A 13,313-nucleotide genomic window follows, 5' to 3' on the forward strand; every position below is an offset into this window, starting at 1 on the left:
GCACTTCACCTACTTTCGTTTGTCGAACCCGCATAATCAATAAGAACAAGTGTGATATTATCTTCTCCACCGCGATCATTCGCCAATTGAATGAGACGCTGCCCTTTACCTTCAAGCTGTTCATTTAACTGTAAAATTTGTTGCATATCATCAATAGAAACTTTGTTTGATAACCCATCAGAGCAAAGAAGTAATTGATCATCTTCCTCAAGCACCAACGTTTTAACATCTAATCCAACTTTTTCTTCTGTTCCTAACGCTCTTAATAACACATTCTTTTTCGGATGATACTCTGCATCTTCCTTTGAAATTTCACCATGTCTCACAAGCTCATTTACAAGCGAATGATCTTCCGTTACAAGCGTCATTTCTCCTTCTGATACCATATAGCAACGACTATCTCCTATATGCCCTATCGTCACAAAACTTGGTGTACAAACAGCTATTATAAGCGTTGTTCCCATACCATTACATTCTACATTTTGCTGAGCGTATTCATATATGCGCTCATTAATAATCCCAACACTAGTATGTAACCATTGTTCTACTTTTTTCGGTTCATTCATATTATGCGTTTGCTTCCAATAATCATGGAATAATTGAATGGCCATCGAGCTAGCTACATCACCAGCTCGATGACCTCCCATTCCATCTGCTACTACCGCTAAAACATTTCCATCTAAATTGTGAAAAACTCCTGCACTATCTTCATTATGTTGACGAACTTTTCCTTTATCCGATAGAAATACGGCTTTCATCTCGTCACCTCGTCTCTTCTTTGCGCTCCTTCGCACGCAACTGACCGCAGGCTGCGTCAATATCATGACCTTGTTCACGGCGAATCGTTACATTCACTCCACGATCTTTTAACGTTTTCTCGAACAAGAAAATTTGCTCACGTGGTGTACGTACATAATCACGTTCAGGTACGTAGTTTACCGGGATTAAGTTTACATGACATTTTACACCTTTTAAGAGCGCAGCAAGCTCTTCAGCGTGCTCAACTTGGTCATTTTCTCCTCCAAATAATCCATATTCAAAAGTAATACGGCGCCCTGTTCTATTTACATAGTATTTAATAGCTTCCATTAAATCCGGTAATTTATAAGCACGGTTAATCGGCATTAATTTTGAACGTAATTCTGAGTTTGGAGCATGCAATGAAATCGCAAAATTAATTTGTAGTTCTTCTTCAGCAAACTTATAAATTTTCGGGATAATTCCACTCGTCGAAACAGTCATATGTCTAGCACCAATATGAAGTCCTTTTTCATGGTTAGTGATGCGTAAGAATCCCATTAAATTATCGTAGTTATCAAATGGTTCTCCAATTCCCATAACAACAAGAGAACTTACACGTTCTTCTGTTTCATCAAGCGCACGCTGAACTTCTACTACTTGCGCTACGATTTCTCCAGCTTCTAGGTTTCGTTTTAGTCCACCAAGTGTCGAAGCACAGAACGTACATCCAATACGACAACCAACTTGCGTTGTTACACAAATGGAATTTCCATATTCATGTCGCATTAATACCGTTTCAATAGAATATCCGTCATATAATTGGAATAAGAATTTAATCGTTCCATCTGAAGACGTTTGTTTTACTAACGTGTTTAAAGTAGTAATATCAAAGGAATTCGACAATTTATCACGCAATCCTTTAGAAAGGTTTGACATATCCTCATAATTTTTTACACGTTTTTTATATAGCCAGTCAAAAATTTGTCCAGCGCGGAACTTCGGTTCTCCTTGTTCCTTTAACCAATCTTGCATTTCATGAAGTTGTAAAGAGTAAATTGATGGTTTCTTCGTTTCTACATTTTTCTTTTGTTTTCTTACAGTTGTTTCCATGATGCTACACCTTCTTCCTTAAACAAGCAATATAAAAGCCATCCGTTGCAAAATAATGCGGTAAAATTTGTACTTGACCTTCATTAATATACGGACTTAATTTTTCTGGCATACGTTCTTTTATCGTAGTATCCCATTCAAATTCAGGATGTTCTTTTAAAAATTTATCTATTACTTGTTCATTTTCTATTTTCTCAATTGTGCACGTACTATAAACAAGACGACCGCCTTGTTTTAATAATGGTGCTATTTTTTCTAGTATCGCAAGTTGAATCGTCGATAATCTCTCACTATCGCCTTTATCTTTTCCTAACTTAATATCAGGCTTACGTCTAATTACACCAAATCCAGAACACGGTGCATCTACCAATATTTTATCAAACGTTTCATTTGCAAAGTGCTCTTGCACTTTTCTAGCATCTAGCGCTTTTGTTTCGACATTTTCTAGACCAAGTCGCTCTGCTTGCTGTTTAATTAAACGTACTTTGTGTGCATGTAAATCAAGGGACATGACCTTACCAGTTCCCTTTAATCGTTCCGCGATATGCGTTGTTTTTCCGCCTGGAGCAGCACAACTATCAAGAACTGCATCTCCCGTATTCGGTTCTAAAGCGCGTGCTACAAGCATAGAACTTTCATCTTGAATAGAAAGAAATCCTTTTTTAAACGCTTCTGTATGCGCTACATTTCCTCTTTCAATCTGAATTGCATCATCTGACAAGTCACCACGTTTTGCTTCTATACCTTCACTTGCCAACAACTCAATCGCTTCTTCTACCGTTACCTTATCAACATTCACACGTGCTGTTGGTACAGGTGGTAACATGTTTACTTCGCACATTTTCTCTGCAGTTTCTAAGCCATATGCAGAAGTCCACTCTTGTACAAGCCAAACTGGATGACTCGTCGCAATTGCAAGACGTTCTACTGGATCCTTGATTTCATCTACAGAAGGTACACCTTCTCTCTGAATCGAACGTAATACACCGTTCACCATACCAGCAATTCCTTTATGCCCGCGACGCTTTGCAATCTCAACCGCTTCATGAATAGCCGCTCTTTCTGGCACTCGGTCTAAATAAATCATTTGATATAAAGATAAGCGAAGCAATACCCTTACCCACGCCTCAACCTTCTTTTTTAAAAAAGGCTGTAAATAATAATCTAATGTGTCACGACGTTGAATCGTTCCATATACAATTTCAGTTAATAAACCAATATCTTTTCTATCAATTGCACTTTTTTCAATTAGATTATTTAAAAGTAAGTTGCTATATGCACCACTTTTTTCCACTTGAATTAAACCATCAAGAGCTAATTCACGAACATTTTGTCTCATGCATTTTCTCCTAACTTCGTTCCAATTTCAGGTTTTGTTCCACGTAAAAATTGTGAACAACTCATACGCTTTTTACCAGAAGGTTGCAATTCAGTAATTTTAACACCTGTTTCATTACTAGTTGCTACAACAAAACCATCTTCTTCGATTGCAACAATCGTACCTGCTTCAGCCGGTTCAGTTACAGGCACTTTTTCTCCCCACCATACTTTAACAACTTGTCCTGCTAAAGTTGTATAAGCAACTGGCCATGGATTCAATCCGCGAATGTGATTGTATACTTCCTCACCTGTTTTTGTCCAATCAATTTTCTCTTGTTCACGTTTTATATTGTAAGCAAACGTTACTTCTTCTTCGTTTTGTTTAATCGGTTCTAACTTACCTTGAATTAATAAAGGTACTGTTTTAGATAGAAGGTGTGCTCCAGCTTCACTTAATTTATCAAATAATGAGCCTGTCGTTTCACGCTCTTCAATTTCCACTTCCACTTGCGTTAAGATATCACCAGCATCCAATTTTTCTACCATATACATAATTGTAATACCAGTTTTTTCTTTACCTTCCATAATTGCATAATGAATTGGTGCACCACCACGAAGTTCAGGAAGTAAAGAAGCGTGGACATTAATACATCCATACTTCGGTGCTTCTAAAATTTCATTTGGTACAATCTGACCAAATGCAGCTGTTACAATTAAATCTGGCTCTAATGCCAATACTTTTTCATATTCATCTTTTTCACGAATTTTTAACGGCTGTAACACAGGGATACCATGTTTTTCCGCTTCAACTTTAACAGGTGTAGGTGTTAATACTTTTTTTCTACCTACTGGACGATCAGGTTGCGTCACAACACCTACTACCTCATAGCCATCTTCAATAAGACGACGAAGCACCGGCACTGAAAAGTCCGGTGTTCCCATAAACACTACTTTTATCATTTAAAAACCGCTCCTTTTAACACCTATTCTAGTTCGTTTTCTTCATAATATCTTGTCACTTTCGATGTAAATAAAACACCGTGTAAATGATCGATTTCATGTTGAATTGCACGCGCTAAAAATCCTTCCGCTTCTAATAAAAATACTTTCCCACGGCGATTTTGCGCTCTTACTTTAATATAATCGGCACGTTCTACTTCACCATAAAGTCCCGGGAAGCTTAAACAGCCTTCGGGACCTACTTGTTCACCACGTTTTTCTAATATTGATGGATTGATTAACTCGATTTTCCCAGTATCATCATCGACATCAACAACCGCTACTTGCAAGCTTACACCTACTTGAGGCGCAGCTAAACCGACTCCGTCCGCAATTAACATTGTTTCATGCATATCTTTCAACAATTTCACTAACTTTTTATCAAAGTTAATTACTCTTTCGCATGGTGTTTCTAACACTTCATTTGGATGCTTTATTATTTCTAAAACTGCCATATTTCCCTCCGCTACATTAACATTGTTGGATTAAAATCAATTGAGATTTGTAGCTCTTTTTGCATTTCTGCTTGATAATGTTCATTTACCATTTTGAGCACGTTCTTTAAGTTTGGTTCCCGTTTGTATTTTATCATGCATTGATAACGATATCTATCTTTTATCCTTGGAATTGCTGAAGCAACTGGTCCTAACACCATTGTTTGCTGTGAGCAATGCGTTCGCAAATACGAGGCAATTTTTTCCGTCACTTGCACCGCTTTTAATAATTCTGGATGAGATACGGTTATGAGTACAACATAGTAATATGGGGGATATTGTCTTGTTCGCCTCATTTGCATTTCTTGGTCAAAAAACACATCATATTGTTGGTTCTTCGCTAACTCTATACTGTAATGTTCTGGCGTATATGTTTGAATCACAACTTCCCCTGGCAATTCATGTCTACCCGCTCGTCCACTTACTTGCGTCAATAACTGATATGTCTTTTCACTTGCCCGAAAATCAGGTAAGTGAAGCATCGTATCTGCAGTTAAAACCCCAACAAGAGTTACTTTCGGAAAATCTAATCCTTTAGCAATCATTTGTGTTCCAAGTAGTATATCTGCTTTTTCTTCCCCAAACGCCTTTAATAATTTTTCATGCATTCCTTTTCGACTTGTCGTATCTACATCCATTCGAATGACTCGCGCCTCTGGAAATAGTTTTGTAATTTCTTCTTCTACCTTTTGTGTACCTGTACCAAAGAAACGAATGTATGTACTTTGACAAGCAGGACACTCAGTTGGCATATTTTCTTCATAACTACAATAATGACATTTTAAACGATGATTCATTTTATGATATGTCAATGAAATATCACAATGCGGACATTGTACAACATATCCACAATCACGGCACATAACAAATGTAGAATGACCTCTTCTATTTAAAAATAGTACCATCTGTTCTTTCTTTTCTAATCGATCTGCTATTTTTTCATGCAGCGCCTTAGAAAACATTGATCTATTCCCGTCACGAAGTTCTTCTCGCATGTCAACAATCTCTACCGTTGGTAAAGCTTGTTCATTCATACGTTTTTCCATTGTTAGTAGTTCATAAACACCTTTTTTCGCCCTTGCAAACGATTCAAGTGTTGGTGTCGCACTACCAAGAACGATAGGACATTTATGATATTGCCCTCTCCAGATAGCTACATCTCTTGCATGATACCTCGGATTATCTTCTTGTTTGTAACTTGATTCATGCTCTTCATCAATAATAATAATCCCTAAATTCTCAAAAGGCGCAAAAACGGCTGAACGCGCACCAACTACAACTTTCACTTCTTTTCTTAAAATCTTACGCCACTCGTCATACTTTTCTCCAACAGACAACGCACTATGAAGAACTGCAACTTGCGAGCCAAACCTACCTTTAAAACGATCCACCATTTGGGGCGTTAGTGCAATTTCAGGAACAAGAACGATAGCTTCTTTTCCTTTCTCGAGCACTGCTGCTATAGATTGTAAATATACTTCTGTCTTTCCACTTCCTGTAACACCATATAGTAAAAATGGATTATAAGTTTCATTTGTAATTGATGATAAAATCGGTGTAATAACTTGATTTTGTTCCCCCGTAAGTGGAAATGGTTTCGTTTGTTCAAAATCATCATCGTCATACGGATTTCGGTATACTTCCACATACTTTTCTGAAATGAAGCCCTTTTTAACAAGTGCTTTTATTGGAGCATCTGTTATTTGTAACTCTTCTGTAATTATTTTCAACGGTACACTTTTATAATTTTCCACAAAATAATAAAGTACATCTTGTTGTTTTTTACTTTTCAGTTCAAATGCCGCTAATTCCAATTTATCTTCTGGCAACTCCGGCTGAACAACTCTTTGCTTCTTCTTTTGTACTTTATCTTTCACTTGATAAACGACTTCAACCGTACCATTTTTAATTTCTTGTTGAATAGTCCGGTATAAATGTGGCTGCTGCTCGATTACTTCAAAATCAATTGCTTCTTTATCCTGAAATAAATATAGTATTTCAGATGCTATTTCTTCCTGCTTACAAATTTGTAGACGTTTTTTATACGTTGCTTTTATCGCAGTTGGAAGCATCACTTGAAAAGCTGAAATCATGTAGCATAACGTTTCACTTGTAAGCCAATATCCAAGCTTTAATAATTCATCATTTAAAACCGGTGTTACATCTAATATTTCATGGATTGTCTTTAACTTCTTACTTTCTACATCCACCGAATCTTTAATCCCAATAATAAAACCTTGTAATTTCCTTGGCCCAAACGGAACTACTACACGCATTCCTGTCTGTACAATATCTTCCCATTTTTCAGGGATAATGTAATCAAATGGTCGATCTGTCTGACGGGCAGGTACATCAACAATTACACTTGCAAATTTCATAAACGATCATCTTCTAACATCATTTCAATTTGCTTTAATATTTCACGAGCTACCTCTTTTTTCAGTAAAAGTGGTAACTCAATAACTTTTCCATCTTTTCTATACATTGTTACAATATTCGTATCCGTGCCAAATCCAGCTCCTTGCGCTTTTACATCATTCGCGACAATCATATCTGCATTTTTCTCACGTAGTTTTTTCGTTGCATATTCCTCTACATTTGTCGTTTCAGCAGCAAAACCGATAAGTAACTGTTTATCCTTTTTCTGACCTAACGTTTTTAAAATATCCACCGTTCTTTCGAGTTCAATGACAGCATCACCATTTTGCTTTTTCATTTTATTATCATGAACATATTTCGGACGATAATCTGCAACTGCTGCTGTTTTAATGACAACGTCTACGTTTTGATAATGTTGAAGAACTGCTTCTAACATATCTTGTGCAGATTCCACTTGCACTGTCGTTACATGTAACGGTGGATTTAATGCTGTCGGTCCTGAAACGAGTATAACATCAGCGCCTAAATTCGCCGCCACTTCTGCAATCGCATACCCCATTTTTCCAGAAGAAAAATTCGTCATAAAACGAACTGGATCAACTTTTTCACGTGTTGGGCCAGCAGTTATTAATATTCTTTTTCCCTGCAATGGTTTGTGTTCTGAGAAAGCTTCCTCTAACCGTGCAATAATCGCTTCAGGTTCTTCTAGTCGTCCCTTCGCTACATATCCACATGCTAAAAAGCCTTCCCCAGGCTCAATAAATGTATATCCTAGCGTTTTCAATGTCATCATATTTTTTTGAACAATTTTATTTTCATACATATGCACATTCATAGCAGGCGCAATCCATACCGGGGCTGTAGTAGCTAACAGAGTAGTTGTAATCATATCATCTGCAATACCACCAGCTAACTTTCCAATACAATTGGCAGTAGCAGGTGCGACAAGTACAACATCCGCCCAATCTGCTAAATCAATATGAGCAATAACAGCCGAGTCTTTCTCATCAAACGTATCCGTATATACATCATGGCGAGAAAGCGCTTGGAATGTAAGAGGCGTAACAAACTTCATTGCCGACTCACTCATCATTACTTTTACAATCGCGCCAGATTGTGTCAATTTACTCGTTAACGCAGCTGCTTTAAAAACCGCAATGCCTCCTGTTACACATAGAAGTATCTTTTTCCCTTTTAGCATATGACTCGTCCTCTTTCTTTTTCAAACTTATAATACTGAAATAGAATTCCCAGCTCGTCAGTACCAATATTTCATTCCTTTCGTAAAAAAATAACAACCTACTTGTAAATAGGTTGTTACCGTTACATAGAAAATTATAAAGTCTATGTTTTATTTTGTCGAAGGCAAAGGCTTATTCAGCTACTTTATCTTCACTTGGTACGTAGCTTAATGCTTCTGCATCGATTTCTTCTAATGCTTTACCTACACATTTATGAGAAACAGGTTGCTCTACAACACAGTTATTAGCAAGTTGCATTTCACGTGCGCGTTTTGCAGCCACTGTTACTAATGTGTACTTAGAATCGATTTTTTGTAGTAATGAGTCAATTGATGGATTTAACATAATTATAGACCCTCCGTCATTTCTTTATAATATTTTGCTACCCTTTCGCGGCGGCAATGTTCGCCAACCACAATTGCTTTAATTCTATCACAAGCTAATTCAACTTGATCGTTTTCTACTACATAGTCGTAAGCGTCCATCATCTCGATTTCTTCTTTCGCTACAGTTAAACGATTTTCAATAACATCTTCAGTCTCTGTACCACGTCCGACAATACGGCTCTTTAGTTCAGATAAACTTGGAGGTGCTAAGAAAATAAATACACCTTCTGGGAAAGCTTTCTTAACTTGAATTGCTCCTTGCACTTCAATTTCTAAGAATACATCTTTTCCTTCTTGTAATGTTTTTTCAACATAGTCAATTGGTGTTCCGTAATAATTACCTACGAACTCAGCCCACTCAAGTAATCTTTCATTACGAATCATTTCCTCAAATTCTTCTCTTTCTTTAAAGAAATAATCCACACCATCTACTTCACCTTCACGCGGCTTACGTGTCGTTACTGAAATAGAGTACTGAAAACGTGTATCCTCATGGCTAAACAGCTCTTTACGAACCGTTCCTTTTCCAACCCCAGAAGGCCCTGAAAGAACGATGAGCAATCCTCTTCTACTTCTCATAAATATGTAAAACCTACCCTTCCTCACTTAAATCTTCTTTATTATTCAAACGATGTGCAATCGTCTCTGGTTGAATTGGACTTAATACAACATGCCCATCATCCATAACAATAACCGCCCTTGTTTTTCTCCCATACGTAGCATCAAGCAAAGCATTATGTTCGCGTGCTTCTTGTACTGTTCGTTTAATAGGAGCTGACTCCGGACTTACAATAGCAATAATTCGATGAGCAGATACAATATTTCCGTATCCAATATTTAAAAACCGCATGGCCATAGTTTGCGCCTCCTAGTAAGTCTATCCGATTTCTCCACCACGTATAACTTTATATATTTTTTGAAAGCTACTCAATATTTTGTACTTGTTCACGAATTTTTTCAAGGTTATTTTTCATTTCTACAACATATTTTGAAATTGTTAAGTCATTTGCCTTAGAACCAATCGTATTAATTTCTCTATGCATCTCTTGCACGATGAAATCCATTTTCCTTCCAACAGGCTCTTCAATCTGCAATGTTTCACGAAATTGCTCTAAATGACTTTGCAAACGAACTAACTCTTCATGAATATCACAACGCTCTGCAAAGATTGCGACTTCTGTTAGCAATCTTTGTTCATCTAACTCTTGATTATGTAATTCTTTTAAGCGATTTTCTAATCGTTCACGATATTTTTGTGTAACAATTGGTGCATGTGGAATAATTGCATTTACACAATTGCTAATCTCTTGTAAACGATACGCTATATCTTTATGTAATCGTTCTCCTTCGTCATCTCTCATCGTTTTCAACATATGAGCAGCTTGACGAACAGCCTCATATAAACTGTTCTCAAAATGTTCATTTACATTTTCTATTTCTTCAATTGCTGTTACTTCTGGCATTGCCATTAATTGCTCGAGTGTAATAGAATCTTGTAATTGAAACTTTCCTTTTATATCTTCCATCATCGATTGGTACTGCTCAAGAAGTGACCAATTCACACTTAATTTTCTTTCAACAAGTCCTTCACCTGCTATACTAATAGACACTTCAATGCGTCCACGTCGAACTTGCTGTGCAATTATTTTACGAATTTTGTCCTCAAATACCATCATTTGCTTAGGAAGTCGAATACTCATCTCTAAAAAACGGTGGTTCACCGATTTCATTTCTACTGTAATTTGAAAAGTATCACTTTCTACTTTCGATCTTCCAAACCCTGTCATACTAGAAATCATTTTTATCACATCCAAGCCATAAAATAACTCAATGAAAAAGGTAATAGAGACAAGGCTCTACTACCTTCTGTAAATTATATCACATTTTCATAACATTGACTATTTCAAGTTTAATCCCTTCTTATATAACATTGGCTTTTTCTTTTTCGCCTTTTTCCCTGTTAATAAAGAACCTACTAGTAAGAAAGTCGGAATTGATGACAAACCTCCAATTAATAACCAATCTCTTGCTTGTATCGGCATTGTGCTAAAAATCGGTTGTAACGGTGGATAATATATCACCACTAGCATGAGTAGTAATGAAATGATAACCGCCCCTACTAAATACACGTTCCCAAATGGATTACGATGAAAGACAGAATGCTCACTACGACAATCAAATACATGAATAAGCTGAGCAAGTACCAACGTCGCGAACGCTACAGTTTGTGCATATTTCAGTTCATTTGGATGTTGGTTATACGCAATAATAAACGCTACTAACGTCACTGCCCCAATTAAAAAACCTCGACTTATTATTTTCCACGCAAGCCCTCTAGCGAATACCCCTTCTTTCGGGTGGCGCGGCGTTCTCTTCATCACATCTCCTTCAGCCTTATCCAAACCTAATGCCATCGCTGGTAAACCATCAGTAACTAAGTTCACCCATAAAATTTGAATAGGAACCATCGGCAGGGGTAATGCAAGTAACATCGCAAATAACATAACTAAAATTTCTCCAACATTTGATGCTAATAAATATCGGATGAACTTACGTATGTTCTCGTATATATTTCTTCCTTCTTTAATCGCTGACTTAATTGTAGCAAAATTATCGTCTAGTAAAACAAGTGAAGAGGCTTCTTTTGCAACATCTGTCCCTGTAATCCCCATCGCTATCCCAATATCCGCTGTTTTTATAGCTGGAGCATCGTTCACTCCATCACCTGTCATCGCTACTATATGCCCTTGATTTTGCAGTGCCTTAACAATTTTTAATTTATGTTCAGGTGATACACGAGCGAATACATACGTATCTTCTACAACATTTTCTAATTCCTCCACATCCATATTCGCGAGTTCTACTCCTTCAACAACGCGTCCATCTGGTGGCAAAACTCCTAATTGTTCAGCAATCGCCATTGCTGTCACTTTATGATCACCTGTAATCATTACTGTTCGAATACCAGCTTCTTTACACTCTTTTACCGCCTGCGCCACTTCTGGTCTTGGTGGGTCAATCATACCTTGTATCCCAACCAACATAAAATCTTTTTCAACGTCTCTTTCATGTTCAATAGAATCCGTTATTTTTAAAGGTTTAAACGCAACTGCAATTGTTCGAAGCGCTTGACTACCTAAGCTATGAATAGCCGCCTGTACTTCTTTTCTATATAGCTCACTTAACGGCTGTTGCTTATCCCCCCATAAAATCGTTTGACTCATTTGTAAAAGAACATCCGGTGCTCCCTTCGTAACAATAAACTTTTTCCCCTCTCGATCTCGTACAATAACACTCATCATTTTTCGAGTTGAATCAAATGGAAATTCACGAATAACTTCAAATTTCCCTTTCAATGCCTCACGTGTTATCCCAGCTTTCATTGCTGCAGCTACAAGCGCTCCCTCTGTTGGATCTCCATCTAATACGTACGCCTTTTTCTTTTGAATAATATTTGCATTGTTACATAGTGAACCAAATGTAAGTAGCTGATAAAGTGCTTTTGTCTTAGCTGGATTCACTTCTTTTTCACCTTTCATAAAAGAGCCATTAGGTTCATATCCTTGCCCTGTCACTTTCCACAATTCTCCGCCTGACCACATATGTGTTACCATCATTTTGTTTTGCGTCATTGTTCCCGTTTTATCAGAACATATAACAGAAGCACAACCTAACGTTTCTACGGCTGGTAACTTTCGTACAATTGCTCTCTTTTTTATCATACGCTGTACACCAAGTGATAAAGCTACTGTAACAATTGCCGGCAACCCTTCTGGAATAGCCGCAACAGCCAGAGACACACCAGCTAAAAACATATGATATACTTCATTCCCTTGATACACACCAGCTAATACAACGAGTGCTGTCAAAATAAGAGCCACAATAATTAATATTTTTCCGAGCTGTTCTAACCTTCTTTGCAGTGGTGTTTCCATTTGCTCTGCATTTTGTAACATATTTGCAATTTGCCCCATCGCTGTATTCATACCAGTTGCTACAACGACTCCTGTACCAGATCCTCGCGTAATCATTGTCCCCATAAAAGCCATATTTTTTTGATCACCAATTGCAACATCTTGCCCTTGCAATGCTTCTACCTTCTTTTGTACAGGTACGGACTCCCCTGTCAAAGCAGACTCTTCAATATATAAACTTGATGCTTCAACAAGACGCACATCAGCCCCAATACGATCACCACTGGAAAACTTAATAATATCACCTAAAACAAGTGCTTTAGATGGTGCTTTTACCCACTTTCCATTCCGCATTACAGTAACTTGTGGAGCGGCTAGTTCCTTTAAAGCTTCCAATGATTTTTCAGCTTTTCTTTCTTGAAAAAATCCGAGAATACCATTGATAATAACAATGGCAACAATAGCAATAGAATCAATGTATTCACCTAAAAACGCAGAAACAATTGTTGCTCCAAACAAAACGAGTACCATGAAATCTTTAAACTGTGCTAAAAATACCATTAGTGCAGAAGGCCTTTTTGCTTCTTCTAATTCATTAGTACCAAATTTCTTTACGCGCCCTTCTGCTTCTTTCTCTGTAAGTCCAACCTTTACATTCGTATTCGTTCTTTCTTCCACTTCATGTGCCCGCATTCCATACCAGTTCATCCTGCCATCGACCTCCTGATT

General features: G+C 37.4%; 12 protein-coding genes. All 12 read right to left on the reverse strand.

Translation table 11 applies throughout. The features are described 5' to 3' along the window. Window positions 1-5: 5 nt before the first annotated feature. The 12 genes from QCI81_RS06260 to QCI81_RS06315 all read right to left on the reverse strand — a co-directional run bounded on the left by QCI81_RS06260 (window position 6) and on the right by QCI81_RS06315 (window position 13,292). Window positions 6-758, reverse strand: coding sequence for a Stp1/IreP family PP2C-type Ser/Thr phosphatase (locus QCI81_RS06260; RefSeq protein ID WP_000648708.1), 753 nt, complete (start codon window positions 756-758; stop codon window positions 6-8). 4 nt (window positions 759-762) lie between these two features. Then, window positions 763-1,851 (reverse strand): dual-specificity RNA methyltransferase RlmN, encoded by a 1,089-nt coding sequence (rlmN, locus tag QCI81_RS06265; protein WP_000450550.1) that lies wholly within the window; start codon window positions 1,849-1,851, stop codon window positions 763-765. Between the two features lie 4 nt (window positions 1,852-1,855). After that, window positions 1,856-3,190: a 16S rRNA (cytosine(967)-C(5))-methyltransferase RsmB gene (rsmB, locus tag QCI81_RS06270; protein ID WP_001249664.1), complete on the reverse strand. Its 1,335-nt coding sequence runs from the start codon at window positions 3,188-3,190 to the stop codon at window positions 1,856-1,858. Next, complete coding sequence (gene fmt / locus QCI81_RS06275) at window positions 3,187-4,131, reverse strand: methionyl-tRNA formyltransferase (RefSeq protein ID WP_000598805.1); 945 nt, start codon at window positions 4,129-4,131, stop codon at window positions 3,187-3,189. Before fmt ends, rsmB begins: the two co-directional genes overlap by 4 nt. A 23-nt stretch (window positions 4,132-4,154) precedes the next feature. Further along, window positions 4,155-4,625 carry a peptide deformylase gene (gene def, locus QCI81_RS06280; protein WP_000279455.1) on the reverse strand — a complete coding sequence of 157 codons (471 nt, stop codon included), beginning with the start codon at window positions 4,623-4,625 and terminating at the stop codon, window positions 4,155-4,157. 11 nt (window positions 4,626-4,636) lie between these two features. Beyond that, window positions 4,637-7,042 carry a primosomal protein N' gene (gene priA, locus QCI81_RS06285; RefSeq protein WP_071729796.1) on the reverse strand — a complete coding sequence of 802 codons (2,406 nt, stop codon included), beginning with the start codon at window positions 7,040-7,042 and terminating at the stop codon, window positions 4,637-4,639. Then, a complete protein-coding gene (coaBC, locus tag QCI81_RS06290; protein WP_000911748.1) occupies window positions 7,039-8,244 on the reverse strand; it encodes a bifunctional phosphopantothenoylcysteine decarboxylase/phosphopantothenate--cysteine ligase CoaBC in 1,206 nt (401 codons plus the stop codon). The genes priA and coaBC overlap by 4 nt, the downstream gene beginning before the upstream one ends. A gap of 172 nt (window positions 8,245-8,416) precedes the next feature. Further along, on the reverse strand, window positions 8,417-8,629 hold the full coding sequence (rpoZ, locus tag QCI81_RS06295) for a DNA-directed RNA polymerase subunit omega (protein WP_000933961.1): 213 nt from the start codon (window positions 8,627-8,629) through the stop codon (window positions 8,417-8,419). A gap of 2 nt (window positions 8,630-8,631) precedes the next feature. Next, window positions 8,632-9,249: a guanylate kinase gene (gene gmk, locus QCI81_RS06300; protein ID WP_001257742.1), complete on the reverse strand. Its 618-nt coding sequence runs from the start codon at window positions 9,247-9,249 to the stop codon at window positions 8,632-8,634. Between the two features lie 13 nt (window positions 9,250-9,262). Next, entirely contained in the window at window positions 9,263-9,526 is a 264-nt protein-coding gene (gene remA / locus QCI81_RS06305) for an extracellular matrix/biofilm regulator RemA (protein ID WP_001251456.1), read from the reverse strand. Between the two features lie 67 nt (window positions 9,527-9,593). Beyond that, window positions 9,594-10,469 (reverse strand): YicC/YloC family endoribonuclease, encoded by an 876-nt coding sequence (locus QCI81_RS06310; protein ID WP_000625865.1) that lies wholly within the window; start codon window positions 10,467-10,469, stop codon window positions 9,594-9,596. A gap of 99 nt (window positions 10,470-10,568) precedes the next feature. Further along, on the reverse strand, window positions 10,569-13,292 hold the full coding sequence (locus QCI81_RS06315) for a calcium-translocating P-type ATPase, SERCA-type (RefSeq protein WP_001104774.1): 2,724 nt from the start codon (window positions 13,290-13,292) through the stop codon (window positions 10,569-10,571). Between the last annotated feature and the right edge of the window lie 21 nt (window positions 13,293-13,313).

This window comes from Bacillus cereus group sp. MG20 (assembly GCF_040459885.1).
Lineage (GTDB): Bacteria > Bacillota > Bacilli > Bacillales > Bacillaceae_G > Bacillus_A > Bacillus_A cereus.

What these genes read in the sequence shown, in the direction of transcription:
- remA (WP_001251456.1), bottom strand. Translation starts at nt 9,526, where the DNA reads ATGGCCATGCGGTTTTTAAATATTGGATACGGAAATATTGTATCTGCT.
- QCI81_RS06310 (WP_000625865.1), bottom strand. Translation starts at nt 10,469, where the DNA reads ATGATTTCTAGTATGACAGGGTTTGGAAGATCGAAAGTAGAAAGTGAT.
- fmt (WP_000598805.1), bottom strand. Translation starts at nt 4,131, where the DNA reads ATGATAAAAGTAGTGTTTATGGGAACACCGGACTTTTCAGTGCCGGTG.
- rsmB (WP_001249664.1), bottom strand. Translation starts at nt 3,190, where the DNA reads ATGAGACAAAATGTTCGTGAATTAGCTCTTGATGGTTTAATTCAAGTG.
- QCI81_RS06260 (WP_000648708.1), bottom strand. Translation starts at nt 758, where the DNA reads ATGAAAGCCGTATTTCTATCGGATAAAGGAAAAGTTCGTCAACATAAT.
- QCI81_RS06315 (WP_001104774.1), bottom strand. Translation starts at nt 13,292, where the DNA reads ATGAACTGGTATGGAATGCGGGCACATGAAGTGGAAGAAAGAACGAAT.
- def (WP_000279455.1), bottom strand. Translation starts at nt 4,625, where the DNA reads ATGGCAGTTTTAGAAATAATAAAGCATCCAAATGAAGTGTTAGAAACA.
- rlmN (WP_000450550.1), bottom strand. Translation starts at nt 1,851, where the DNA reads ATGGAAACAACTGTAAGAAAACAAAAGAAAAATGTAGAAACGAAGAAA.
- rpoZ (WP_000933961.1), bottom strand. Translation starts at nt 8,629, where the DNA reads ATGTTAAATCCATCAATTGACTCATTACTACAAAAAATCGATTCTAAG.
- gmk (WP_001257742.1), bottom strand. Translation starts at nt 9,249, where the DNA reads ATGAGAAGTAGAAGAGGATTGCTCATCGTTCTTTCAGGGCCTTCTGGG.
- coaBC (WP_000911748.1), bottom strand. Translation starts at nt 8,244, where the DNA reads ATGCTAAAAGGGAAAAAGATACTTCTATGTGTAACAGGAGGCATTGCG.
- priA (WP_071729796.1), bottom strand. Translation starts at nt 7,042, where the DNA reads ATGAAATTTGCAAGTGTAATTGTTGATGTACCTGCCCGTCAGACAGAT.